The organism is Mesorhizobium sp. B1-1-7 (assembly GCF_006442705.1).
In the GTDB taxonomy this organism is placed as follows: Bacteria; Pseudomonadota; Alphaproteobacteria; order Rhizobiales; family Rhizobiaceae; genus Mesorhizobium; species Mesorhizobium opportunistum.
Map to the genome: position 1 here is coordinate 1 of NZ_VFWQ01000024.1, position 23284 is coordinate 23284.

Consider the following 23284-nt stretch of genomic DNA (forward strand, 5'->3'; position numbering starts at 1 on the left):
CATGTAGACCGTGCGGGTGTTGAGCCGGTGGTCGACGACATTGTCGGCAAGGCCGATATGCTGCAGCAGGCCGGTCGTCACCATGTGCCAGGTGCCATAGAGGCGCGGCAGGCCGACCAGCACCAGCGGCACCCATGACCCCAGCGCGATCGCTTGGGCGATCGTCGCGACATAGATGGCCACATGCCAGCGGGCGGCGACTACGGCCTTGTGCTGTTCCATTTCGGGGATGTAGCTCTTCTCCTCCTCCGACAGCGTGCCAAAGGCCTGGCGCACCAAGGTCGGCAGCGAATAGCGGAAATCGAGGATGCCGGTGAAGGCCAACGCCGCCTTCAGCAGGTCCGGCGGACGCATGACGGCGATTTCGGCATCGCGGCCGACGATGATGGTGTCGGTGTGGTGGCGCGCATGGCTCCAGCGCCATTGCACGGGATTGCGCATCAGCATGAAGGAGGCGACATGGTAGACCATGTCGTTCATCCAGCGCGTGCGGAAAGCCGTGCCGTGGCCGCATTCGTGCCAGCGCGAGTCGCTCGACGAGCCGTAGAGCACGCCGTAGACGAACAGGAACGGCACCACCCACCATGAGCCCCAGAACCAGACGATGCCGGCGGCGGAGCCCAGTATGACGGCGAGCCAGATCACCGTGTCGCGGATGGCCGGACCGTCGGAGCGTTGCATCAGCTCCTTCATCACCTTGCGCGGCACGTCGGTGTGGTACCACTCGGCCGAGGCCAGGCCAGTCTCGATCGCAAGCCGCGTGCTTTCGCCGACAAGGCTGTAGTCGCGTTTTTTGCCCATCACACCGGCCTCCGGTTTCCGGCCCGCCAGCCGGAGCATTCCTGTCGCATCATGGCCTTAATCTCGCAAAATTTCCCGACGGTTGCGGATAATCCTGCCGCGGCTGCCTGGCGATAGAGGTAATCCTGCTTTCGGCCGCGGCAATCTCGCCGGCGCCATCGAGGACGCGAAACACCGCATCGTAGCCCCGGCTTTCGCCATGCTCCAGCCAGATCATCTCGCCGCGTTCGCGCGCGGCGAGATCGCCAAGCACATGATGGGTCGAAGGCTCAATGCCCAGCGCATACTGCCCGGCCTGGAAGTTCTGCCATTGATAGGCGCAAGGCAATTGGTCCTTGCGCGTCACCACTTCGAAGCCGAGACCGAGCCGGTCGTTGACCACCGCCACCGGTACCTCGCCATTGGCGTCGGCCGTCATCTCATGCTGCCAGACCTGTTCGCTGAAACCGAGCTGCGGCGCCGGCACCGTGCGGTAGCCGACCTTCTGCGCTTCGTAATGCTCGCCGGCATGGCCGGCCCAGACAATTTCGCGGATCGGCGCCAGATAACGCGACCCTTCGTCGAGCAAGGGATGGCTGACATTGACGTGGTAGAAATACATATGCGGCGTGCGGTTGAAGCCGTGATTGACGACACGGTCGGACAGCCGGATCTCGTTGCCGCCGACATCGGCCTCGATGCGGCGGATCAGATGCAGGTCCTCGCCGAACACCGCCGATTGCTGGACGACACCTTCGGCCCACAGCAAGCAGCGGTCGCCATCCCAGCGCTCGCCATAACTGGTCAGCCGCGCCGGGATCGTGCCGACACGGCCATGCAGCGAATGGACCGCGGTCTTCTTGCCGGGGTAGTTGTAGGTGTCAACAGGCACTTCTTCCCGGCCCAATATGTGGTCGAGGCCGCAGGTGACGAGCAGGCCGGAAAAGGAGCGTGCCCAGGCGAGCCCGCTCTCCCCCTCATACTCGTGCAAGCCCGGATGGCGAAAACCGCTCGGCGAATGCCAGCCGATCGCCTGGCCCCTATAGTCGCAGTCGGCGATGTCGAGCGCCCGGTCGACCAGCGCGGTGAAACGCAGGCCCGAGCCGGTGCGGAATTCCAGCATGCGGATGCCGCGCTCCACCCCATCGCCAAGCGTCATCAGCCGCACCCCGGCGAATTGCGACAGCATGCCGGATCGCTCGGCCAATTGCCTTCGCGACAGCGTCTTGCCGTAAAGCTCTACCATGCGACGTCCTTCACTTTGCCCTCGTCTCCTTGAGCAAGGCCGACATGTCGGCGCCGGTGATGATGCTTTCCACGGTCAAGAGGTCGGTGTCGGCGACCGTCTGTTCGGCGACGATCTCGCCGCGGCGCATGACGATGATGCGGTCGGCGACCTGGAACACATGGTGGATGTTGTGGGTGATGAGCAGCACCGAATGGCCGGCGTCGCGCACCTCCTTGACGAAGCGCAGCACGCCATGGGTTTCCTCGACACCGAGATTGTTGGTCGGCTCGTCGAGGATGATCACCTTGGCGGCGAACTGCATGGCGCGCGAAATGGCGATCGACTGCCGTTCGCCGCCCGACAACGTCGAGACCAGCGCATCGGCGTCCAGCTTCTTCGAAATGCCGACGCGCTTGAGCAGTTCGGAAGCGGCCTTGCGCAACTTTGCGAGATCGAGCGGCGCGAACACGCCGAGCCAGCCAAAACTGACCGGCTCGCGGCCAAGGAAAAGATTGCGCGCGATGCTGAGATCCGGCGCCAGCGAGGTATCCTGGTGGATGGTCTCGATGCCCAAGTCCATCGCATCGCGGGTCGAGCGAATCGAGACCTTCTCGCCGCGCACGAAGATGTCGCCACGGTCGACGGGGAACACGCCCGAGATCGCCTTGATCAGCGTCGACTTGCCGGCGCCATTGTCGCCGAGCAGCGCCACCACCTCGCCCTCCCTCAGCGTCAGCGAGGCATTCTTCAGCGCGCGCACGCTGCCGAAGGATTTTTGCAGATTCTGCAGCCGAAGCACTTCCATCGTCAGCCCCTTGCGGCGTTCTTCTGCAGCAGAGCGTGCAGGATAAGCATGGCGAGGATGATGAGGCCGACGAAAATATTGTAGGCAAGCCCCGGTACGCCGATCAGCACGATGCCGTTGCGGATGGCGCGCAGCATCAGCGCGCCGACGATGGTGCCCAGGATGGTGCCGCGCCCGCCGGTCAGCGCCGTGCCGCCGACCACCACCATGGCGATCACTTCCAGCTCGTAGCCGGTGCCGGCCACCGGTGAGGCGGCGGAGATGCGGAAGGCGCTGATCATGCCGGCAAGGCCGGCCAGCACCGAAGTCGCTATGAACAGCCAGATCTTGACGGCGTCCGCCGGCACGCCGCGCGCCACCGCCGCGTTGCGGTTGGACCCGATGGCGCTGATCCAGTTGCCGAGCTTGGCGTAACGCAGGATGTAGATCGCCATCAGCGACAGGCCGATGAACCACCACAGCGAGGTGTAGAAGCGGAACGAGCCGATGTTGAAGCTGCCGGCGAGCAGCGTCACGAAGAAGCCGGGCTGGTCCCAGGATTTCAGCGGAAATCCCTGCGTGATGTAGAGCGCTGCCCCGCGCACGACGAGCAGCATCGACAGCGTCACCAGGAAGGACGAAATGCCGATCTTGGTGACGATCAGCCCGTTGATCGCGCCGATGGCGATGCACAAGAGAAGCCCGGCCAGAAGGGCGATGCCGATATCCACCCCGCCGTTCTGCACCAAAAGCATGACCACGACCGGCGCCAGCCCGAACACCGCGCCGACGGAAAGGTCGAACTCGCCCGCCGTCAGAAGCAACGTCATGCCGAGCGCGATGATGCCGAGTTCGGGCAGGAACGCCATCATGTTGGAGATGTTGAGCGGCGACAAGAAATTGGCGTCCGCGATGGCGAACGCCACCAGCAGGACGACGAGGATGACGAAGGAGGAGAATTGCGGCGAGCGCAGCAGGCTCGATCTGCCCTTCGCTCCCGGCGCGTCATCTTCTGCGGCGATTGTCATGACTGCTTGGACCATGCTTTGGAAGACGCCCGCCGCTTTCCGGCGGGCGCCGGTTTCTCACTTCTTGTCGTAGAGCTTCAGGATCGGGTCGACGCTGGAGGCGTCGTAGAGACCGAAAGTGTGGATGTCGTAGCCGATCGGTTCGCCCGAGGCGGCGAGCCCGAGCAGCGCCACCGGCATGAAGCCTTGCGCCGACGGGTACTGCCAGGCGGCGGCGTTGACGAAGCCGTCCTTGACCGCCTGTGCCGTCTCCTTGGAATTGCCCCAGCCCACGACCGGGATCTTGCCGGCCGGAACGCCTGCGCCGTCGAACACCCGCTTGACGCTGGCCGCCACGGAATCGCCGAGTGCGATGATCGCCGGCGGATTGTTGGCGACCATGTAATCGGTCATCTTGGCGATGATGCCGGCCGGATCGGTGCCGCAATCGACCACGTCGTATTTGATCCCAAGCGGATCGAAAACGCTGGCGATGCCTTCGGTCTCCAGCTGCTGGTAGCTTGCACCGGGAACCTCGACCGGCAAGAACACCTTGTCGCCCTGCTTCACCATCTTGTGGTCGACGAGATATTTGGCCCAGATCGCGCCGGCTTCCTTGAGGTCGGCCCCGACATAGGCCTGGCGCCCCGTCGCAGGATCGTCGGTGTTGAAGAACACGATCGGGATGCCGGCTGCCTTGGCCGCCTTGACCTCCTCGGTCCACAGGCCCGGCTGCGCCGAGGTGGTGGCGATGCCGTCAGGCTTGGCGGCCAATGCCGAATTGAAAGCCTCCTTCTGCGCCGCCATGTCGCCGCCGCTGAAGGAGATCTTGCAGGTCACCTTGAGCTGGTCGCAGGCCTTGGTCGCGCCGGCATTCCAGTCGATCCAGAACGCGTCCGACGGGCCGCCATGCGACAGGAGATAAAAAGTCTTCTGCCCGTCCTGCGCCTGCGCCGTCGATCCGAACGCGACGCCGGCAAGCACTGTCGCGGCGGCCGCCAATTTCAAAGCGAATTTCAACATTCTTTCCTCCCTTGTTTGGAGCGGCGCCGCCATGCACCGGCGGCGCGGCTGGCCATCACAGGCCGTTGGCGCGGAACTTCCCGTCCAGGAATGTCTTGGCGCGCGGCACGTCGTCTTCCGACAGATGCTCGATGATCACCGGGATGTTCGGGTGCTTTTCCGCCAGCCGCTTGAGATAGAGGTCGTAGTTCAGCGAGCCGAGGCCCGGCGCCGGCAGCTCGATCTCGCCGACGCCGCGGAACGTATGGCTTTCCATCGCGTCGGCGTCGCCGATATCGGCGTGCTTCTCCGACTTGTCGTCGCCCGAACGCTTGACGTCCTTGGCATGCGCGATCTTGATCTTGTCGGTCAACGTGTCGAACACCTGGTTCAGGATCTGATCCATGCGGTCGATGTTGTGCGTCTCGAAATAGTTGGTCGGGTCCATCAGCAGGCCAAGGCCGGGATGGTCGACCTGCGCGAACATCCGCACCGTCTCCTCGACAGAGCCGACGACGTTGTTGACGTAGGTTTCGAGCAGGAAGACCGCGCCATGGTCATAGGCTGTCTGGGCAAGGTCGGCGATCACCTTGCGGCATTCCTCGAAACCTTCCTCGGTCTTGTTCTTGGGGTGATGCACCCAGTCGGATTCGGTGTTGTAGGTGCCGGTTTCCGAGATCACGTAAGGCGAGCCGAAATGGCGGGCGTTGCGGATGATCTCCTTGAGGTAGCCGACGCGCTTGTCGCGCTCGGCCTTGTCCGGATGGATGATGTTGGTGTAGCCCGACACGCAGCAGACAGGCAGATTGTGGTCGCGGAAGACGTCGCGCACCCTCTTCGCCTTGTCCTTGGTGATCTGGCCGGCCGACAGGTCGACATCCCTGAAGTGCAGGTCGAGCTGCACCGTGTTGAAACCGAGCCCGCGGATCTTCTTCGCCGTCTCTTCGAGACCGTACGGGAAATAGCCCGTGAAAATACCTGCCTGCATCATGACGTGAATTCCTCCCTGTAAGCGATTCAGTTGTCTGGTGTTTCAGTTGCGGTGATCAGGTAGCGATCTCGGACAGCTTGACCGTGCGGCCCTCGTCGATCGAGCGGTAGCCCGCTTCGACCAGCGCCATGGTCTTGACGTTGTCGGCGACCGACAGCGCCGGTGGCATGCCTGTCTTCACCGCGTGCTGCAGTTGCTCCATCACGCCGATGAAGGCATGGGGGAACCACATCGTGTCCCAGCTTGGGCTCACCCATTCGCCGCCGGTGGTCTCGGTCGAGGCGTAGGTCAGGGTCGAGGCAGCGCCCGTCGGCCAGCCGATCGTGCCCTTGGCGACGCCCTTGGTGCCGTCGACGCGCCAGTTGATGTGCTGGTCGTCCTTGTAGCCTTCCTGGCGCGGGCCGGACCACACATCCTCCAGCGACACGGCGAGCACCCCGGACGGGAAGCGCAGTGTCGACACGGTGATGCCGTCGGAGTGATCGAACTTCGTGCGCGGATCCTTACGCGTCAGCGTGGTGATTTCCTCGGGATCGCCGAACAGGAAACGCAGCACATCGAGATGGTGCACGCTCATATTGGCGAGCGTCAGCCGGTCGTAATCCTCGAGGAAGGTCTGCCAGTGCGGGATGGCGTGCATGTCGATCTGCGCGAACACGATGTCGCCGAGCGCGCCGCTGTCCATGATCTGCTTCAGCACGCGCATCGACTGGTCGTAGCGCATGTTCTGGTTGACCGAGAGGATCTTGCCGGCCGTCGCCGCTTCGTCGCGCAGCTTGACCGCCTCCTCGACCGACAGCGCCAACGGCTTCTGCGCCAGGATCGCCTTGATGTGCTTCTGCTTCAGCGCATGGCGGATCAGCGCCGGCTGCTGGTCCGGCGGAAAGGCAAGGTCGATGATCTCGACGTTTGCGTCCTCGATCAGCTGTTCCGGTGTATCGTGGACGGTCGGGATGCCCCAGCGTGTCGCCACCTTCTGGGCGCTTGCCTTGGTGCGCGAAGCGATCGCCACCACCGGAAACCCGGCCTCCTTGTAGGCAGCCAGATGGCACTCGGCCATGATCATGCCGGCGCCGACGCAGCCGATCCTGTATTCTTTCGTGCGGACCTTCACGTCCGGCTCGAAACCCTTGCCTGTCATATCTTCCTCCCGAAACTCTGTCCTCGCGGCCGCAATCATCTCGCCAACGCGCCTCCGCCTTGCCCGAAATAATGCACGCGGGCCGGCTCGCAGGATATCGCCACCATCGCATCGGGCCTGATGTCGGGCTGGCCGCGCAAGAGTGCCTTCAGCCGCGCCTGCCCGGCGGCGAGCGTCACCACGGTATAGCCGCCGAGCGGCTCGACCTCGAACACTCGCGCGGGGCGACCCGACCCTCCATCCTCTTTGCCATCAATGGGCCACGGTCTAACCTTGATGTCTTCCGGTCTCAGCCCAATCTCGACAGCATCAACGGGGGCAGCCTTGTCGGCAATCCGGATCGTGCCTTCAGCCGCCTCGACACCGCCCTCGCCGCGCGCCGATTTCAGGATGTTCATGACAGGCGAACCGAGCAACCGCGCCACATAGGTGCTGGCCGGGCGGTCGTAGATCTCGGCCGGCGCACCGATCTGCCTGATCGTGCCAGTGTCCAGTATGGCGATGCGGTCGGCGATCGACATCGCCTCTTCCTGGTCGTGGGTGACATAGATCAGCGTTTTGCCGAGCTCGCGCTGGATGCGCTTCAGCTCGACCCGCGTTTCCTCGCGCAGCCTGGCATCGAGCGCCGAGATCGGATCGTCCATCAGATAGGCATTGGGGTCGCGCACCAGCGCGCGCGCGATCGCCACGCGCTGCCGCTCGCCGCCCGAAAGCTGCGCCGGCGGCTTGTGCAGGATGTGACCGATATGCAGCTTAGCGGCGACATCGGCGACGCGCTTTTCGATCTGGGTCTCGGCGACCCGGCGCTCGACCAGCGGGAAGCGCACATTGTCCAGCGCGCTCATATGCGGGAACAGCGCCAGGTTCTGGAACACCATCGCGACATTGCGCTCGGCCGGCGATACCATATTGACCGGTCTGCCGCCGATCAGGATTTCGCCAGCATCCGGCATCTCAAGCCCGAGCACTAGGCGCAGGATCGTCGACTTGCCCGACAGCGGCGGCCCGAAGAAGCAGAAGAACTCGTTGTCGTTGACAGTGAACGAGGCGTCGTCGACGGCGATCGTAGCACCATAGCGTTTCGTGACATTGCGGAAGATGATGTCGGCCATGGCTCAGCCCACCCTCATCGCAAGGCCGCTGGCGGCGTCGAAGACACGCACCGACGAAGCCGCGGGCGCGACGACAGCCATCTGCCCGATGGCCAGCCCGACATCATTGTCGAACACCGCCTTCACGGCGCCCTCGCCCTGGCCGAGATGGACGATGGTGCGCGCGCCGATGCGCTCGACGAAGGTGATAGGCATGGTGATCCCGCGCGCGTCCTGCGCCAACGCCACCTGCTCCGGCCGAAAACCGTAGAGCACCTCGCCGCGCGCGCCGCGCAAGGTGGCTGCCAGATCGTCCGGCAATGGCGGCGTCACACCCAGCGGCCCGAGATCGATGACCAGCCCGCGGTCGCTCTCCGCCGGCTTGCCCCTGAGCAGGTTCATGCCCGGTGCGCCGATGAAACGAGCGACGAAGACATTGGCTGGGTTGTTGTAGACCTCGAGCGGGGTGCCGACCTGCTGCAGCACGCCATGATCCATCACCGCAATGCGGTCGGCCATGGTCATGGCCTCGAGCTGGTCGTGAGTGACGTAGACCATGGTCTGCCTGAACTGGCGCTGTAGCTGCTTCAGCTCGGTGCGCATCACAGCCCGGAAGGCGGCATCGACATTGGACAGCGGCTCGTCGAGCAGGAAGATCGCAGGCTCCATGATGGCCGAGCGGCCGATCGCCACGCGCTGCAATATGTTGACCGAGAGCCGGTCGGCCTTGCGGTCGAGCAGCGGCGTCAGCTGCAGCAGCTCGGCGATGGTGCCGACGCGGCGGTCGATCTCGGCTTTGTCGGTGCCGCGCATCCTCGGGCCATAGGCAAGGTTCTGGCGCACCGTCATGTGGGTGAAGATGGCGTAGTTCTGGAACACGAAGCCGACGCCGCGCCGGCCCATCGGCACGCCGGCCATGTCGCGCTCGCCGAACAGGATCTTGCCGCTGGTCGGTTCTTCCATGCCGGCGATCATGTTCATCGTCGTCGACTTGCCGCAGCCCGAGGGTCCGAGCAGCGCCATGAACTCGCCATCTGATATTTCGAGGTCCATGGTCTTCAGCGCGGTGAAATCGCCGAATGTCTTGGTGAGGTTGCGCAGCTGGATCGCGCTCATGCCGGCACCTGCGTTGTCCGCGCCATGCGCTTCATGGCGAACACGGCGACGATGGAAAGAACGATCAGGATGGCGAGCGCGATCGCCGCCACATAGCCCCAGATCAGGTCCTGCGTGGTGACCTTGTAGATGTAGACCGAGATCGTTTCGGTGGCGACGCCGGGGCCGCCGCCGGTCATGATGTAGAGCGTGTCGAAGATCTTGAAGTTCTCGATCACGCGGATCGCCAGCGCGATGATGATAATCGTCTTCATCTTCGGCAGCACGATGGTGACGAAACGCTGCCATGGATTGGCGCCGAGCAAGGTCGCGGCCTTGATCTGGTCCTCCGGCACGCCGACCAGGCCGGCGAGCAAGATGAGGAACATCAGCGGCGTCCACTGCCAGATATCGGCGATCATCACCGCGATCAGCGCCAGCGTCGGGTCCGAAAGCCAGGCAATGGTGACGCGTGTACCCGTGATGGTGGACAGGATGTCGTTCACCGGGCCACCCGACTGGAACAGCATGAAGAACATGTAGCCGGCCACCGCCGGCACCACCATCATCGGCATCAGCAGGATCGAATAGAAGATGCGCTTGCCCGAAAAATCGTCGGCGAACAGCGTCGCCAATGCGAGACCCAACAGGAACTCGGCCGGCACGCAGACGACCATGACGATCGCCGTGCGCCTCAGCGCGCTCCAGAAGCGGGCATCGGCGGCAAGGTCGGTGTAGTTGGCAAAACTGTTCCACATCTCCCAGGCGTTCCACCAGCCGATGCCCGAGAGCGGCGACCAGTCGGTGACGCTGATGTAGAGCTGCATCAAGAGCGGAAAGACGGAGATGAACAGGACCAGGATCTGCGCCGGCAGGGTCAGCCGGAATCCCAGCCGCGCGCCCTCGTCCCGCAGGGCCGGCTTCGCACGCGCGGCACCCATTTCGTCCTCCGAAACAGTCACTGTCACCGCGCTCATTGCTTGAGCGCCCCAAAAGTCAGCCCACGCACCAGATGGCGCTGGATGGCGATGCCCATGATGACGGGCGGCACGGCGGCGATGAGGCCAAGCGCTGCCTTGGCGCCATAGAGCTGGCCGGTCATCGAGGATGACAGCGAGGCCATGTAGACCGGGATCGTCACCCATTCGCGCGTCGTCAGAAGCAGCGCGATCAGATAGTCCGACCAGTTGAGGATGAAGACGAACAATGCCGCACTCGCAAGCGGCGCGCGCATCATCGGCAGCGTGATGCGGGTGAAGACGCGCAGCCGCGAACAGCCCTCGACCAGGGCGGCCTCCTCGATCTCGCGCGGCATGTCGTCGAAGAAGGTCTTCATCAGCCAGAAGGCGAACGGCAAGGTGACGATGCCGTAGATCAGCGCCAGGCCCCACCAGCTGTCGGTGAAGTTCAGGAACGCCCACATGATCATCACCGGGATCATCACCGCCATCGGCGGGAATAGCCTGAGCTGGATCAGCGCCAGCGGCAGGTTCTGACCCGAGCCGAAGCGCGACAGCCCATAGGCCGCCGCCGTGCCCGCCGACATGGCGATCGCGGTGCCGAACACAGCCGACAGCAGCGACGACAGGATCGGCTTCAGCGCGGTGCGGTCGAGCGCCACGATCAGGCTGTTGGTGGACTCACCGAACACGAACTGGAAATTGCTGAGCGTCGGGTTCTTCGGCCACCATGTCAGGTCGGCTCCCGTCGCCGACCATTCGGCGATTGGCTTGAAGGCCATCGACACCATCCACAGGATCGGCACCAGCGTCACCGCCATTGCCGCGAGGATCGCGGCGTAGCGGAATATCTCGAAGGGGACGGAACGCTTCATCTGGCTGCTTCTGCTGGTGGCGTTGACTACGGAGGGGAAGAGCTTTCGCTCCTCCCCTTCGCTCCTGATCCAGGGAGATGGATCAACTGATGGGATCGAGAACGGTCGGCCATGCCTCCTTGTTGGTCCTGATGGCTTCCAGCAGCTTGTCCTCGCCGATGCGCCGGGCGATCTTCTTCCACTCGGTCTCGGTATCGGCCATCGCCTGCTCTGCGGTCTTGGCCTTGGTCAGCGAGGCCATGAGGTTTTCGTCCAGTGCGTTATGGAAGGCGGTGGCGCCGGGATAGTTGATGGTCGGGACGGTGCGGGCGACCGTCTCGCGCACCACGTCCATGTGGTAGGCATGGTAGGTCTGGCGCACCAGCGGATCGGAGAAATCCGAAAGCCGGAACGGATCGAGATAGCCGCCGGGATTGGCGCTCATCCAGGCGTAGATGCGGGCCGAGCCCAGCCATTGCAGCAGGAGATAGGCGACTTCCTGGTTCTTCGACTGCGAGGAGACCATGCCGGTCAGCGAGAACCACAGCACGGAGCGGCTGATCAGCTTGCCATCGATCTCGCGGCCGGGTGGCAGCATCGTGCCGATCTTGCCGGTGACAGCCGAATCCTTGTTGCCGGCATTGTCGAGGAATTTCGGCAGGTTGGAGAAGGCGCAGGTCATCGCCGCACCGCCCTTGGCGAAATTGCCATACTGCTCCGGCCAGCCCCACGAGATCGCATCCGGCGAGTGATGGGCGAGCGAAGCGACATATTCGTTGGTGGCGGCGATGCCATGCTCGGAATTGATCAGCGGCTTGCCGTCGTCGCCAAACAGGAACTGGTTGGGCGAGGCCATCGAGACATAGCGCTGGTACCAGTTGGTGTAACCCCAGCCCTGGTTGCGCAGGTCGGTCGAGCCGAACAGGCCCTTGTCCGGACGCTGGAAGAAGGCGGCGATATCGCCGTGCTGCTTCCAGGTTTTCGGCGGCGCCAAATCGTAGCCGTATTTGTCCTTGAACGTCTTCTGCTCGGCGGCGTCGCCGAACAGATCGGTGCGGTAGACCCAGGTCTGGAAGTCGCCGTCCAGCGACACGCCATAGTTCGAGCCACGGTATTTGTTGAGCAGCGACACACCCTTGGCGCCATCGACATAGCCGGTCTTGGGGTCGTCCCACTCGGGCTTGTACTGGGCGACAAAGTCGTCGAGCTTGGCGATGCCGCCGGTCTCTGCGAGATCGCCGAGGCGATTCCACTCGGTCGAATAGATGTCATAGGCGCCACCCTTGGTGGAAATGTCCTGCATCGTCTTGGTGAATTCCTGACCGTTCGGCAGGCCGACGATCTCGATCGGAATGCCGGTTTCCTTTTCCCACAGCTCCTTGATCGACAGCGCGCCGGCCGGGAATGGCTGCGTGAGCTGGCCGATGGAGCCGTCCGACAGGCCGAGCACGATCTTGGCCGGCGCCTTGCCGGCGCCCTTCAGCGCCTTGGCCGCCTCGATAGCGCGGCCTTCCGGCGTGTCGGCGCCATACTGGTAGCGCTCGGCGCCCTCGAAACCGGTCGGGCCGCCGATCATGCCCGGCGCCAGCGCGTCCGCCGCATAGGCACGGCCGGGACGGATGAATTGGGGTGCGATACCTGCCGCGGCTACGAACACCGCCGCCTTTCCTCCGGACGCCAACAATCGGCGTCGCGACATGCGGATCAGATCAGACATTGGAATTCCTCCCTCAGGCCCAATGTTTCCTCCACGAGCCCATGAGGGATATTGACGGCAGGATCGGAAGGCTGTCAACATCATAAATAATCAAAATACCTCACAACATCGCAATGAGGCGAGGAAATGCGTCATACCAAGGCCCATACAGCGCTTCCTATGCCTCGATTTGATGGGAAATGTATCTTCCCGCCCCGGTGTCGTCGTGCCGGGCGACTTGATTTAGCCCGACGGCTTGCGCATCGGCCAAGGCCGGATACATCATTTCCCATCAGAATCGCGGATAGCGAGGAGCCGTTGCCATCAGGCCGGCCGCGGACAATGTGTGATCCTGATGCGTCGAGGAGATGAAAGACGGTGCGTTCCACCCTGACTGACATAGCCCGGGAAGCCGGCGTCTCCGCCGCCACCGTCGACCGCGTGCTCAACAATCGGCCCGGCGTGCGGGCGCGCACCCGCGAGGTCGTGCTCGAAATGGCGCAGCGCCTCGGCTACATCGCCGACAGCCCGAACGGAGCGCCTCCACGGCCTTCGCCCAGCGAGATCATCCGGCTCGACTTCGCGCTGCCGGCCGGCACCAATTCCTTCATCAAGATGCTGCACCGCCACATCGAGTCGCAGGCCCTGGCGCGGCCCGATCTCGACGTCCACATCGCCACCATAGAGGGCTTCAATCCCGATCGGCTCGCCCGTCTGCTGCAGGATCTGCGGGGACAGACGCAAGGCGTCGGCGTCATCGCGCTCGACCATCCGACGGTGCGCGAGGCGATCCGCTCGCTGTCGGCCAACGATGTCAAGGTGGTGACCATTGCCTCCGACATCCTGCATGTGCCCAGGGTCGCCTATATCGGCATCGACAACCGAGCCGCCGGCCGGCTGGCCGGCTATCTGCTCAACCGCTTCATGGGGTCGGAACGTCCCGGCAAGGTGGCGCTGTTCGCCGGCTCGCTCTCCTATCGCGGCCATGAGGAACGCGAGATGGGGTTCCGGCACATATTGACCGAGGAATCGCCCAATCTCGAGATCGTCGAAATGCGCGAAATGCTGGACGACCGGGAAAAGGCCTATTCGGAAGCATCAGCGCTTCTGGAACGGCACCCCGACCTTGCCGCAATCTACAATGTCGGCGCCGGCAACACCGGCATTGCGCGTGCGCTCAAGGAGCACGGCCGCGCGCAATCCATGGTCTTCCTCGGCCATGAGGTGACGGACGGCACCAAGGACCTGCTGCTCGACGGCACGCTCGACGCGGTCATCGACCAAAATCCGCGCGTCGAGGCCCGCGAGGCGCTCAACACCTTGACCCATGCGGTCCGGGGACTGGCCTATGAATTGCACCAGCCGAGACTGCAAGTGATCTTCAAGGAGAACATCCCGGAGATCTGAGCTGTTCTCTTTCTGTTTGAACCTTGGTGATCGCGCGGCCATCCTCGCCTGAGCCGATCGCGACCCTGTCACCAGTCGCAATGCCGGCAATGTCACACACCACCAACGGCATGCGTATCCCATAGAGAAACTCGGCGACGATGGCGCCCACGGCCAGGATCGGGTCCGGCCGCTCCAGAAGAATGCCGGCCGGCGCCTTGCCCTTGCGGATCGCCTCGGCCAGCACCGAGGAGGAAGATGACGAGCCGCGCCCGCTCGGCATGACCAGGATCTTGCCGGCGACATTCTGGCCGAGCCCCGGATGCGAATGGTCGACGATGTCTCCGGTCTCCGCATCGATCCCGCCCCAGAAACTGAGCGGCTGCGAAAACGCCAGCGCCCGACCTTCGGCCTCGCCGGCCAGCTGAAAGATGCCTGCTCTTTCAAACGCTTCCGCCAGTTGCGTCATGTGCCGCTCCGCACGACATGGCCGACCGCGGCGGAACGGATACAATCCTTCATGTCGGCAAAGGCGACGGTCACGCCGATATTGCCCGGCGCGTAATGCGCCCATTTGCCGGAATTGGTCATCACCACGCCGTCAAGCCGTTCCATGATCGAGGTGACATAGGTGCAGGTGTCGGCAACCGGAACCAGGCCGAACGCCTCCATCCCAGCCAGGGCGCCCTCTTGCTGCAGCCGTGTCAGTGTCGCGCGGCCTGTGTTGACATAGATCGGGATGCCCCTGCCCGGCGCTGCCTCGCGCAGCAGCGGCAACAGGCGCATCCATTCCTCATGGGAGAAATGCGGTGTGCCCAACGAGACCGCCGCGAGCCGCGAGCCATCCGGCACCGTCGATAGCCTGGCCAGCGCACGGTCGACATCGGAACGGCCGATGCGGATCGTCTCCTCCGGCGCCTCGCCATGAAACGCCTCGCCGAGCGTTCCGGCTTCCGGCGTGATGCCGACCGCATGGAACAGCGCCACAGCACCCGTCGTTGCCGCCGCAGCACCGAGTGCCTTCAACTGGTCCTCGTCGCGCGGCTGCGGCAGGCCGGCAATCACCGGAATTCGATCGCCGCTGGCTTGTCCGATGATCAGCCCAACGCCGACGAACAGGCTGTCGCTCGGCTCCGGATCAGGAACGTCCAATTCGAACAGGATGCGGCCGCGCCGGTTTTCGCTCAGATGCAGGCCCCAAGCCGGCGCGCGTCCAGTCATGGCGCAGCACAGGTCGATGAAATCGCCATAGCGGTTGGTGCGCGCCCCGATCACCGAATTGGCGAACACGATGGCGTTGGATTCGCCCCAGGCGATCTGCTGACCGAATTCAGGCCGGAACCGTGTCTGGTAGGGCGCGCAGGTGAACGTCGCCTGGCAGCCAAGTTCCATATGCGCCTTCATCAGCCGCCGCGCCGGCACCTCCTCCGCTGCCGGCATCTTCACCATGCCCGGATGGATGAGGTCGAACGAGCCGACATTGAGCGTCGTCGGCACCTTGACACGCCCGCCGCCCTCGGCGAGCCGTTCGACGAAATCGAGGCCGGCCTTGCCGTGGTAGAGGCATCCATCGATGTGGGCGCTGGTAATGTCGAGCAGGCCGTCCGCCCCGACGGCGTTGGAGAAGGCGACGAGAATCTTCATGGCGGCAGCCGCGGATGGGCCTTGCTCGCCGTCGAGCATGGATCGGTCGCGCGCGCTCAGTTCCAGGGTCATTGTAGCTCCGGGCTCGCAATCAGAAAGGACGGAGGGACAGCACCCCCCTCTGCCTTGCCAGGCATCTCCCCCGCAAGGGGGGAGATTGGCAGGCCTCACCGCTTTCGCAAATTTTCGACGTTGCAGAAAGGGCAGCGACGCTGAAACCGCCAATCTCCCCCTTGCGGGGGAGATGTCCGGCAGGACAGAGGGGGGTGCGAAGGAACGCCAACAGTCCCAGTTATCGAACCGCGCGGCCTAACCCGCCGCGATCAACACCGTACTCTCCGGCGACCAGCGCAGCACCACATCCTGCCCTTCCGCCAACCTGTCCGCGCCGGTGTTCTGCACGATGACCTTCAGCGTCTGGCCGGCCCGCTCGACGAAGTAGGTGCTGTTGTTGCCGGCGAAAATACGCTTGGAGACCTGGCCCTTCAGGCTATTGGCATCGCCGTCCGAAATGCCTGCATCCGTGGCAATCCGAATGCGCTCGGGCCGAACGGCGCAACTGGCCTTCGCGCCGGCCGCAAGCGTCGCGCCCACGCCGGCGGCGATCGCCGTGCCGTCCGGCAGCCGGATGCCGTTGCCGGTCGAATCGCCGCGAAAGATGTTGGCGTCGCCGAGGAAGGTCGCTGCGAATTCGCTTTTCGGCCGGTCGTAGATCTCCTCCGGCGGCCCTTCCTGCACCAGCCTGCCGTCGCGCAGTATGCCGATGCGGTCGCTCATCGTCAGCGCTTCTTCCTGATCGTGGGTGACGAAGATGGTGGTGATGCCGATCTCGCGCTGGATGCGCTTCAGTTCGATCTGCATGTCGACGCGCAGCGCCTTGTCGAGCGCGCCGAGCGGCTCGTCGAGCAAAAGCACGCGCGGCTTGGTGACGATGGCCCGCGCCAGCGCCACGCGTTGGCGTTGGCCGCCGGAGAGCTGATGCGGCCGGCGGCCGCCGAGCTTGCCCAATTGCACGAGATCGAGCGCGCGCTGCACTTCCGTCGCGATCACCGCCTTGGCCTCGCCGCGCACCGATAGGCCGAAGGCGACATTGTCGGCGACGCTCATATTGGGAAACAGCGCGTAGTTCTGGAACACCATGCCGATGCGGCGCTTTTCGACCGGCACCCGTTCGACACTCTCGCCACCAATGGCGATGCGGCCGGAGTCGGGAAAATCGAAGCCGGCTATCTGGCGCAGCAGCGTGGTCTTGCCGCTGCCCGACGGCCCGAGCAACGCATAGAAACCGCCATCGGCGAAATCGATGGAGACGTCGTCCAGCGCCTTGTGCGCGCCAAAGCTGCGCGAGATGTTCGATACCTGCACGCCGGCCATTATTTCTCTCCGCCGAATTTGAAGAAGCGCGCCGTCAGCAACATCAGCGCCATCGACACCACGATGATGATCGTCGAGACCGCGTTGATCTCGGGCGTAAAACCCTTGCGGATCGCGGCGTAGATTTCGACCGGCAGCGTCGTCTGGCCAGGCGTCGCCAGAAAGTAGGAGACGACGAACTGGTCGAACGACACAGCGAAGGCAAACAGCCCGCCGGCGATGACGCCAGGCATGATCCAGGGCAGCGTGACGCGGTTGGTCACCTGCCACTGGTTGGCGCCGAGCGAGCGCGCCGCCTCTTCCAGTTCGGGCGCGAAGGTCCGCAGCCGCGCCGAGACGACGACGATGACATAGGGCAGCGCAAGCGCGACATGGCCGAGCAGGATGGCGAACAGGCCGCGCCCGATGCCGACGCCGAAGAAAAAGATCAGCATCGCTGTTCCCGTGATCAGCCACGGAATGGCGATCGGCGGAAACAGCAGCGCCTGCAGGAACTTCTTGCCCCGGAATTCATAGCGGTGGAGTGCAAGCGACGCGGCCGAGCCAAGCACCACGCTGATGACAGTGGTGATGACGGCGATCTCAAGGCTGTTCCAGGTGGCCGAGATCAGCTGGTCGTTCTGCCACAGCGAGGCATACCATTCGGTCGTCCATTCGAACGGCAACTGGTAGAAGGGCGAGACGTTGAACGACATCAGCGCCATGATGATGATCGGCAGATAGAGGAAGGCGAGCAGCAGCCCGACATAGAGGCGGCCAAGTCCTTCGAGGATGCGGGTGGTCATCATCACGCGGCCCTCCGCAACACCGGAGAGGCAACCGCCAGGATGACCAGCACGACGGCCAGCAGGATGAAGGAGAGTGCCGCGCCCAGCGGCCAATTGAACACGGCGACGAACTGGTCCTCGATCACCGTGCCGTAAAAGGTTCCAGTACGGCCGCCCAGAATGCGCGGCTCCATGAACGAGCCGACGACCGGCACGAAGATGAGCGCCGCGCCCGCCACCAGTCCCGGCATCGAGAGCGGGATGATCACCCGCTTCAGCACCTGCAGCCGTGAGGCGCCGAGCGAGCGCCCGGCCTCGATCAGTGAATCGTCGATCGCCTGCAGGGTGAGATAGCAAGTCAGCACCATGTAGGGCACGTAGGAGTGCACCAGCCCGATGATGACGGCTGGATAGGAATACATGAGATCGATGTTGATCTTGAACGGCAGCACCGCGTTGAGCGCCGTATCGAGGATGCCGCCCTCGCGCAGCACCATCGCCCAGGAGAAGATCCGCACCAGCCCATTAGACCAGAACGGCAGGATGACGAGCAGGAAGATCGCCTCGCGGCTGCGGCCCTTCAGCACCTTGGCCAGCACGTAAGCGGCGGGATAGCCGATGACGATGCACCACAGCGTCACCTCGAGGCCGAGGCGCAGCGACGCCAGCAGCAGCGTCAAATAGAGGCTTTGCGAGAAGAAGGCGGCATAGTTGCCAAGGGTGAAGGCCCACGGCTTTCCCGACAGCGGCAGGTCGGTCATGAAGGAGAAGAAGACCATGGCCGAGAGCGGCAGGAAGATCGCCACGGTCAGCCAGAGATAGGCTGGCGCCAGTAGCGGCAGCGCCGATTTCAGCCCGCTGCGCGACGCGGCCGCACCTGCCATCATGCACTCCTCCCCAGGGCTGAAGAACCAGCCGGCGAAGATCGCCGGCCGGCCCTGACGTCTGCTATTTACTTCACGTCGACCTTGAGCTGCTGCCACAGCGCCAGATAGGCTTCGCGCTGTTTGTCGGTGATCGGCGCCTGGAATTGGATGCGCTTGGCGACCTCGGGATCGCCCATCACCTTGCGGTTGAAGGCATCCTCGGGCAGCGCGTCCACCGCCTTGGTGTTGGCCGACACGGGCGCGCCGACCTTGGTGACCCATTCGACATAGAATTTCGGGTCGATCATGTAGTTGATGAAAGCCTCCGCGCCCGCGACATTCTTGGAACCGACCGGAATGGAAAACGCATCGAGCCAGGCGACGGCGCCTTCCTGCGGAATGACCAGCGAGACCGGCAGCTTGAAGTGCGTCTTGGCGCGGTCGGCCGAGCCGCTCCAGTAGGTGCCGATGTCGATCTGGTTGGAGGCGACCATCTGGTTCCAGTCGTTTTCCGAACTCCAGAAAGTCTTGATCTGCGGCATCAGCGAGGTGAGCTTCGTCTTGACCGCGTCCATGTCCTTGATGTCGTTGATGTTCTGGCCGGTGGCGATGGCGCCGAACTGCACCGCCTCGACGGCGTCGTCGCGGATGACGACACGGCCCTTGTGTGCGGGATCCCACATTTCGGCGATGCTGGTCGGCGGCTTGTCGAAGGATTTTTCATTGATGGCGAGCGCCGTCAGGCCCCACACCCACGGCACACCATAGACCTTGCCGTCATGGTCGAGCATTGGCGAACCGGCCTTGTCCTTGCTGATGTCGGCATAGTTCGGCAGCTTCGAGGTGTCGATCGGCTGGATCAGCTTTTCCGCCATCGCCTGGTCGTTGAAAGCGGCGTTGATCATGACCACGTCATAGAGACCGGGATTGGTCCGGATCTTGGTCAGCATTTCCTGTTCGGAATTGAAGAAATCGTTGACGACCTTGTTCCCGGTCGCCTTTTCGAAGGCCTCGACGGCCCACGGCTCGTCAGCGCCATAGCCCTTCCAATTGAGCACATGCACTTCGGCGGCACTGGCGGCCAGCACTGAGGTGATGACGGCGGTCGCCGCCAGGAAAGCAGTCAGTCTGGGCATGCGCATGTTCGTTCCTCTCATTGTTTACCCGCTTGGCGGGTTTTGTTTAGGCCTCTTGCTTCCGGCCAGGCGCGGTCACCGAATAACCGTCACGGCTTAGGAATTCCTGGATCTCGTGATCGTTTGGCGCCGACGAGCCGCCATGGCGGGTAACCGAAATGGCGGCCGCCGCATTGGCGTAGCGCGCTGCCTCAAAGCAGTGCACGCCGCGCGCCAGCGCACTGACGAAAGCGCCGATATGGGTGTCGCCGGCGCCGTTGGTGTCGACCGCCGCCACCTTGAAACCTGGAATGGTTTGGGCCGAACCCGTTGCCAACCTGATATGGCAGCCCTTGGCGGCGCTGCGGATGACGACACCATCGGCGTTTGGACAATGATCCGTCAGAAGCCGTGCCGCGAGCGCCTCGACATCGCCTGACCCGGCAATGTCGGCCGCTTCCGTTGTATTGCAGCTCAGCCAGGTGGTGCGGGCGAGCACCCGCAACAGGACGGCACGCGGAATGTCCGCTATGACCGGTGTCGGATCGAAGACGAAAAATATCCCCGCCGGCAACGCCTCGATCCAGTCGGCAAGCGCATCGCGGCTGTTGGGATAGCTCAGCGTATAGCCTGACGTGAACACCCAATCCCCCGGTCCCACCGACACCGGCGTCATCATGTCGAGGCTGAGAATGCTCTCCGCCCCCGGCCACGACACGAACGTGCGTTCGGCGTCGCTCGAGATCATGGCGACGCAATTGCCGCTGTCCATGACCGGCGATGGCGGTGTCAGCGTCTCGATGCCCTCCGTGGCGAAGGCAGCGCGCAGGAAGTCGCCATTCGGCCCGCTGCCGAGCTGCCCGCCGAACACCACCTTCATGCCCGTGCGGCTGGCCGCGACCATCATGTTGAAACCGCCGCCGGCGACCTGCGTGTAGCTCGACGCCGTCTTCTCGGTGCCTGGCGCCGGCAAGGCATCGATGCGGTAGACATGATCGACCACCGCGCTGCCGACATGGACCAGACGCCGGCTCATGCCGCGGCGTCCTTGCCGGAGCCGGTTTTCTGCGCACCGCTCCTGGCCACCCTCGCCGCGACAAGGTCGGCGGCCAGCGCCCGAACGTCCGCCATGTCGATGCCCTTGAGATCAGCGACACGCTGCCGTGGCAATCGCGAGAAGCCGGCACAGGCACCTGCCATACCGGCCGCGATGGCGCCGATCGTGTCGGTATCGCCGCCGAGATTGGCACTGATGACCGCCGCCTGCCAGGGATCACCGCCCGCGACCTCCAGAACAGCGAAGGCTGCCGGAACCGATTCCTGGCTGGCGACGCCGGTGCCGACCAGATCGATGATCATCCGGATCGCATCCCTTTTCGTCTTGCCGCGCACGATATCCTGCGCCCAGACGATGCGAGCGGCGATGTCGCCACCGGTCACCCAATGGCCGAGCGTTGCCCCTCGCCTCGCCGCCGCGACGGCGCTGTCTGATGCGGCGCGCCAATCGCCACCGGCGATGCCACGGCTGACGGCCGCCGCAACGGCAGCGGCCGAGGCAATGGCGATCGACGTGTTGTGCGTTGCGCGGCAGGTTTCGGCCACCTTGGCGACGAACGCGTCCAGCGGCTCCAGCGGCATCATGATGCCGACCGGGGCGATGCGCATGGCCGCGCCATTGGTGTCGCCACTGCGCCCCGCCTCTTCCGCCGGCACGCCATTGTTGATGGCGTCTATGGCACGCTTGGTCGACGGCCCCAGAAGATCGTAGCTGCCGCGCGCCTTGACCTCGCGCTCCCAGTCGAGCAGCGCGTTGACCCAACGCGCATGGTCGAAGCGCTCGCCCGATTCGACGAGGATACGGCCGAGCAGAAGCGCCTGTTCGGTATCGTCGGTGATGGTTCCGGCCAGCAGTCCCTTCGACACCGGATGGTCGGCGAAAGGCGCGATGAAATCCTCGACATGGCCGTGGAGTTGGGCAATCCGGGCTGGCGACAGAAGCTGCGTCGGCATGCCGAGCGCGTCGCCCAGCGCTCCACCGACAAGCGCGCCCATGGCGCGATCGAACATGTTCCTGGCGGCATCCGGCATCGCTCAGAACCTCATATGCAGCGCGAAATGCGCCGGGTTGAGCAGGCTGATGACATATTCGATCGGCCGGTCATCGGCGGCCCGCGTCAGCCGGCGACCGCGCAGGAAGGGCGTACCTTGCGGGCAGCCGAGGATAGCAGCGTCCTCCGCATTGAGCATCTCGATGCCCACCCATTCCTCGCCATGGTCGGGAATGAGGCCGGCGGCGCGCAGCGTCTGGTGCAGTGAGCCTTCGCGCAGGCCGCGAAGCGGCACGTCTTCCAGCTCGGGCGATAACGGCAGGCGGCTGCGCTCGATGGAGATTGCATGGCCGTCGCTGGCATTGGTGCGCACCCGGTCCACGGCAATGAAGAACGGGCTTTCGATCTCCAGTATGGCAGCCAGATCGACGTCCTCGATAACCTCCAGCCGCAGCGTCCGCGTCTCGGCATTGGCGCCGGCATTGGCCAGCGCCCGCGACCAGCCGATGGCATCGTCGACCGGCTTGCCATCGAAAGTGACGAAGGAGCCGATGCCGACCTTTGTGGTGATCAGCCCGCGGCTGGACAGCTCCTCGAGCCCCCTGCGGACCGTGTTGCGGCTGACGGAGAAGCGCTGGACGAGTTCGTTCTCGCTCTGCAGGCGGTCGCCGAAGCCGAGCACGCCGGAGCGGATTTCATGTTCGAGAACGGTGGCGATCTGCTCGGGCTTGCCCGTGCCGGGAGACAATTGAACCGCGCGCCGCTTCATATGCGTACCTGTTCAGTAAACCTGTATAATCCTGTTCAATATCTCGATGCGGCAATTGTGTCAACGATTGGCAGGTGAATGTTTCTCGACGATACGGACCGCCATGAAGGAAGGCCTCGCAGCGCTCTGCCAGAAAGTGTCCACGATCGCGGACGACACACCGCTAGGCGAAAAAAGAAAGCCCGCTCCGGGATGCCGGGGCGGGCCTTGGAGGAGGACAAGGGGTGGGACCCTCTCCTCTTGTTTCCACGGGGGTGTGGACCGAAATCACCATACCTCAGTCGCACGAAATGCCGGATCACAAGCCGGCCTGCTTCCATCACAATGCGGTGCGCGGCCCTGCCGATGGGGTCACGAGATTGCGAGCGACTGACGACGGCGGAACCGCACCGCTAGATACGCCCGAGCAGAACAAGGATGATAATGATCAGCAGCACAAGGCCGAGCCCGCCGCCACCATAATAACCGGTTCCGTAGAACGGTCCGCCGCCGAGCCCGCTGAAGCCGCCAAGCAGCGCAATGACAAGAATGATGATGAGTATGGTGCCTAAGCTCATGGTTCCCGCTCCCTGTGCGCCCGCGTGCCGATCTCACGTCACGCTTGGCGATGTTGCCTGGAGATGAACGCCTCTGGGGCATTTGCGTTCCGCCGGATGGCTTGATGGCACGGCAACAACCGGCATCGAG

23 protein-coding genes are annotated in these 23284 nt (G+C 63.9%); 1 reads left to right on the plus strand and 22 read right to left on the minus strand.

Annotated elements, in window-relative coordinates; all coding sequences use genetic code 11:
- The 12 genes from FJ978_RS29380 to FJ978_RS29435 form a co-directional block, all read right to left on the minus strand.
- Positions 1-801: fatty acid desaturase (locus FJ978_RS29380; RefSeq protein ID WP_181180441.1), on the minus strand; the 801-nt coding region annotated here is incomplete at its 3' end.
- 49 nt (positions 802-850) lie between these two features.
- A complete protein-coding gene (locus FJ978_RS29385) occupies positions 851-2026 on the minus strand; it encodes an aldose 1-epimerase family protein (RefSeq protein ID WP_140576200.1) in 1176 nt (391 codons plus the stop codon).
- Positions 2027-2036: 10 nt separating this feature from the next.
- Complete coding sequence (locus tag FJ978_RS29390; protein ID WP_181176887.1) at positions 2037-2819, minus strand: ATP-binding cassette domain-containing protein; 783 nt, start codon at positions 2817-2819, stop codon at positions 2037-2039.
- On the minus strand, positions 2816-3820 hold the full coding sequence (locus FJ978_RS29395) for an ABC transporter permease (protein WP_246678224.1): 1005 nt from the start codon (positions 3818-3820) through the stop codon (positions 2816-2818). The genes FJ978_RS29390 and FJ978_RS29395 overlap by 4 nt, the downstream gene beginning before the upstream one ends.
- Positions 3821-3877: 57 nt before the next feature.
- On the minus strand, positions 3878-4822 hold the full coding sequence (locus tag FJ978_RS29400; RefSeq protein ID WP_023768299.1) for a substrate-binding domain-containing protein: 945 nt from the start codon (positions 4820-4822) through the stop codon (positions 3878-3880).
- A gap of 55 nt (positions 4823-4877) precedes the next feature.
- Positions 4878-5792 (minus strand): sugar phosphate isomerase/epimerase, encoded by a 915-nt coding sequence (locus tag FJ978_RS29405; RefSeq protein ID WP_023768300.1) that lies wholly within the window; start codon positions 5790-5792, stop codon positions 4878-4880.
- Between the two features lie 55 nt (positions 5793-5847).
- Positions 5848-6933: a Gfo/Idh/MocA family oxidoreductase gene (locus tag FJ978_RS29410; RefSeq protein ID WP_140576205.1), complete on the minus strand. Its 1086-nt coding sequence runs from the start codon at positions 6931-6933 to the stop codon at positions 5848-5850.
- Positions 6934-6968: 35 nt separating this feature from the next.
- On the minus strand, positions 6969-8045 hold the full coding sequence (locus tag FJ978_RS29415; protein WP_140576206.1) for an ABC transporter ATP-binding protein: 1077 nt from the start codon (positions 8043-8045) through the stop codon (positions 6969-6971).
- Between the two features lie 3 nt (positions 8046-8048).
- On the minus strand, positions 8049-9140 hold the full coding sequence (locus FJ978_RS29420) for an ABC transporter ATP-binding protein (RefSeq protein ID WP_140576208.1): 1092 nt from the start codon (positions 9138-9140) through the stop codon (positions 8049-8051).
- Positions 9137-10096, minus strand: coding sequence for a sugar ABC transporter permease (locus tag FJ978_RS29425; protein WP_140576209.1), 960 nt, complete (start codon positions 10094-10096; stop codon positions 9137-9139). Before FJ978_RS29425 ends, FJ978_RS29420 begins: the two co-directional genes overlap by 4 nt.
- On the minus strand, positions 10093-10953 hold the full coding sequence (locus FJ978_RS29430) for a carbohydrate ABC transporter permease (RefSeq protein ID WP_023779805.1): 861 nt from the start codon (positions 10951-10953) through the stop codon (positions 10093-10095). Before FJ978_RS29430 ends, FJ978_RS29425 begins: the two co-directional genes overlap by 4 nt.
- 82 nt (positions 10954-11035) lie before the next feature.
- Positions 11036-12649 (minus strand): extracellular solute-binding protein, encoded by a 1614-nt coding sequence (locus FJ978_RS29435; protein ID WP_140576211.1) that lies wholly within the window; start codon positions 12647-12649, stop codon positions 11036-11038.
- 357 nt (positions 12650-13006) lie between these two features.
- Here FJ978_RS29435 and FJ978_RS29440 point away from each other — a divergent pair, with 357 nt between their 5' ends.
- Positions 13007-14035, plus strand: coding sequence for a LacI family DNA-binding transcriptional regulator (locus tag FJ978_RS29440; RefSeq protein WP_140576213.1), 1029 nt, complete (start codon positions 13007-13009; stop codon positions 14033-14035).
- Here FJ978_RS29440 and FJ978_RS29445 read toward each other — a convergent pair.
- From FJ978_RS29445 to FJ978_RS29495, 10 genes are all read right to left on the minus strand, one after another.
- On the minus strand, positions 14010-14483 hold the full coding sequence (locus tag FJ978_RS29445) for a DUF126 domain-containing protein (protein WP_140576215.1): 474 nt from the start codon (positions 14481-14483) through the stop codon (positions 14010-14012). The genes FJ978_RS29440 and FJ978_RS29445 overlap by 26 nt on opposite strands.
- Positions 14480-15730, minus strand: coding sequence for an aconitase X (locus FJ978_RS29450; protein WP_013894529.1), 1251 nt, complete (start codon positions 15728-15730; stop codon positions 14480-14482). The genes FJ978_RS29445 and FJ978_RS29450 overlap by 4 nt, the downstream gene beginning before the upstream one ends.
- 237 nt (positions 15731-15967) lie before the next feature.
- A complete protein-coding gene (locus FJ978_RS29460; RefSeq protein WP_013894528.1) occupies positions 15968-17032 on the minus strand; it encodes an ABC transporter ATP-binding protein in 1065 nt (354 codons plus the stop codon).
- The gene (locus FJ978_RS29465) at positions 17032-17820 is read right to left on the minus strand and encodes an ABC transporter permease (RefSeq protein ID WP_140576293.1); all 789 of its coding nucleotides are present in this window, start codon (positions 17818-17820) and stop codon (positions 17032-17034) included. Before FJ978_RS29465 ends, FJ978_RS29460 begins: the two co-directional genes overlap by 1 nt.
- Positions 17820-18683, minus strand: coding sequence for an ABC transporter permease (locus FJ978_RS29470; protein WP_023779798.1), 864 nt, complete (start codon positions 18681-18683; stop codon positions 17820-17822). The genes FJ978_RS29465 and FJ978_RS29470 overlap by 1 nt, the downstream gene beginning before the upstream one ends.
- 68 nt (positions 18684-18751) lie before the next feature.
- Positions 18752-19807: an ABC transporter substrate-binding protein gene (locus FJ978_RS29475; protein WP_140576216.1), complete on the minus strand. Its 1056-nt coding sequence runs from the start codon at positions 19805-19807 to the stop codon at positions 18752-18754.
- A gap of 40 nt (positions 19808-19847) precedes the next feature.
- Positions 19848-20816, minus strand: coding sequence for a PfkB family carbohydrate kinase (locus tag FJ978_RS29480; RefSeq protein ID WP_140576218.1), 969 nt, complete (start codon positions 20814-20816; stop codon positions 19848-19850).
- Positions 20813-21868 carry an ADP-ribosylglycohydrolase family protein gene (locus FJ978_RS29485; protein WP_140576220.1) on the minus strand — a complete coding sequence of 352 codons (1056 nt, stop codon included), beginning with the start codon at positions 21866-21868 and terminating at the stop codon, positions 20813-20815. The genes FJ978_RS29480 and FJ978_RS29485 overlap by 4 nt, the downstream gene beginning before the upstream one ends.
- Before the next feature lie 3 nt (positions 21869-21871).
- Positions 21872-22597: a GntR family transcriptional regulator gene (locus FJ978_RS29490; protein WP_140576221.1), complete on the minus strand. Its 726-nt coding sequence runs from the start codon at positions 22595-22597 to the stop codon at positions 21872-21874.
- A gap of 392 nt (positions 22598-22989) precedes the next feature.
- Positions 22990-23154, minus strand: coding sequence for a DUF3309 family protein (locus FJ978_RS29495; protein ID WP_013894521.1), 165 nt, complete (start codon positions 23152-23154; stop codon positions 22990-22992).
- Positions 23155-23284: the final 130 nt, after the last annotated feature.

Bases quoted from the DNA above. Each gene is read 5' to 3' on its own strand.
- FJ978_RS29460 (WP_013894528.1), bottom strand. From the start codon at position 17,032: ATGGCCGGCGTGCAGGTATCGAACATCTCGCGCAGCTTTGGCGCGCAC.
- FJ978_RS29385 (WP_140576200.1), bottom strand. From the start codon at position 2,026: ATGGTAGAGCTTTACGGCAAGACGCTGTCGCGAAGGCAATTGGCCGAG.
- FJ978_RS29490 (WP_140576221.1), bottom strand. From the start codon at position 22,597: ATGAAGCGGCGCGCGGTTCAATTGTCTCCCGGCACGGGCAAGCCCGAG.
- FJ978_RS29465 (WP_140576293.1), bottom strand. From the start codon at position 17,820: ATGATGACCACCCGCATCCTCGAAGGACTTGGCCGCCTCTATGTCGGG.
- FJ978_RS29495 (WP_013894521.1), bottom strand. From the start codon at position 23,154: ATGAGCTTAGGCACCATACTCATCATCATTCTTGTCATTGCGCTGCTT.
- FJ978_RS29470 (WP_023779798.1), bottom strand. From the start codon at position 18,683: ATGGCAGGTGCGGCCGCGTCGCGCAGCGGGCTGAAATCGGCGCTGCCG.
- FJ978_RS29480 (WP_140576218.1), bottom strand. From the start codon at position 20,816: ATGAGCCGGCGTCTGGTCCATGTCGGCAGCGCGGTGGTCGATCATGTC.
- FJ978_RS29435 (WP_140576211.1), bottom strand. From the start codon at position 12,649: ATGTCTGATCTGATCCGCATGTCGCGACGCCGATTGTTGGCGTCCGGA.
- FJ978_RS29485 (WP_140576220.1), bottom strand. From the start codon at position 21,868: ATGCCGGATGCCGCCAGGAACATGTTCGATCGCGCCATGGGCGCGCTT.
- FJ978_RS29420 (WP_140576208.1), bottom strand. From the start codon at position 9,140: ATGAGCGCGATCCAGCTGCGCAACCTCACCAAGACATTCGGCGATTTC.
- FJ978_RS29475 (WP_140576216.1), bottom strand. From the start codon at position 19,807: ATGCGCATGCCCAGACTGACTGCTTTCCTGGCGGCGACCGCCGTCATC.
- FJ978_RS29425 (WP_140576209.1), bottom strand. From the start codon at position 10,096: ATGAGCGCGGTGACAGTGACTGTTTCGGAGGACGAAATGGGTGCCGCG.
- FJ978_RS29410 (WP_140576205.1), bottom strand. From the start codon at position 6,933: ATGACAGGCAAGGGTTTCGAGCCGGACGTGAAGGTCCGCACGAAAGAA.
- FJ978_RS29400 (WP_023768299.1), bottom strand. From the start codon at position 4,822: ATGTTGAAATTCGCTTTGAAATTGGCGGCCGCCGCGACAGTGCTTGCC.
- FJ978_RS29415 (WP_140576206.1), bottom strand. From the start codon at position 8,045: ATGGCCGACATCATCTTCCGCAATGTCACGAAACGCTATGGTGCTACG.
- FJ978_RS29450 (WP_013894529.1), bottom strand. From the start codon at position 15,730: ATGACCCTGGAACTGAGCGCGCGCGACCGATCCATGCTCGACGGCGAG.
- FJ978_RS29395 (WP_246678224.1), bottom strand. From the start codon at position 3,820: ATGACAATCGCCGCAGAAGATGACGCGCCGGGAGCGAAGGGCAGATCG.
- FJ978_RS29405 (WP_023768300.1), bottom strand. From the start codon at position 5,792: ATGATGCAGGCAGGTATTTTCACGGGCTATTTCCCGTACGGTCTCGAA.
- FJ978_RS29445 (WP_140576215.1), bottom strand. From the start codon at position 14,483: ATGACGCAACTGGCGGAAGCGTTTGAAAGAGCAGGCATCTTTCAGCTG.
- FJ978_RS29430 (WP_023779805.1), bottom strand. From the start codon at position 10,953: ATGAAGCGTTCCGTCCCCTTCGAGATATTCCGCTACGCCGCGATCCTC.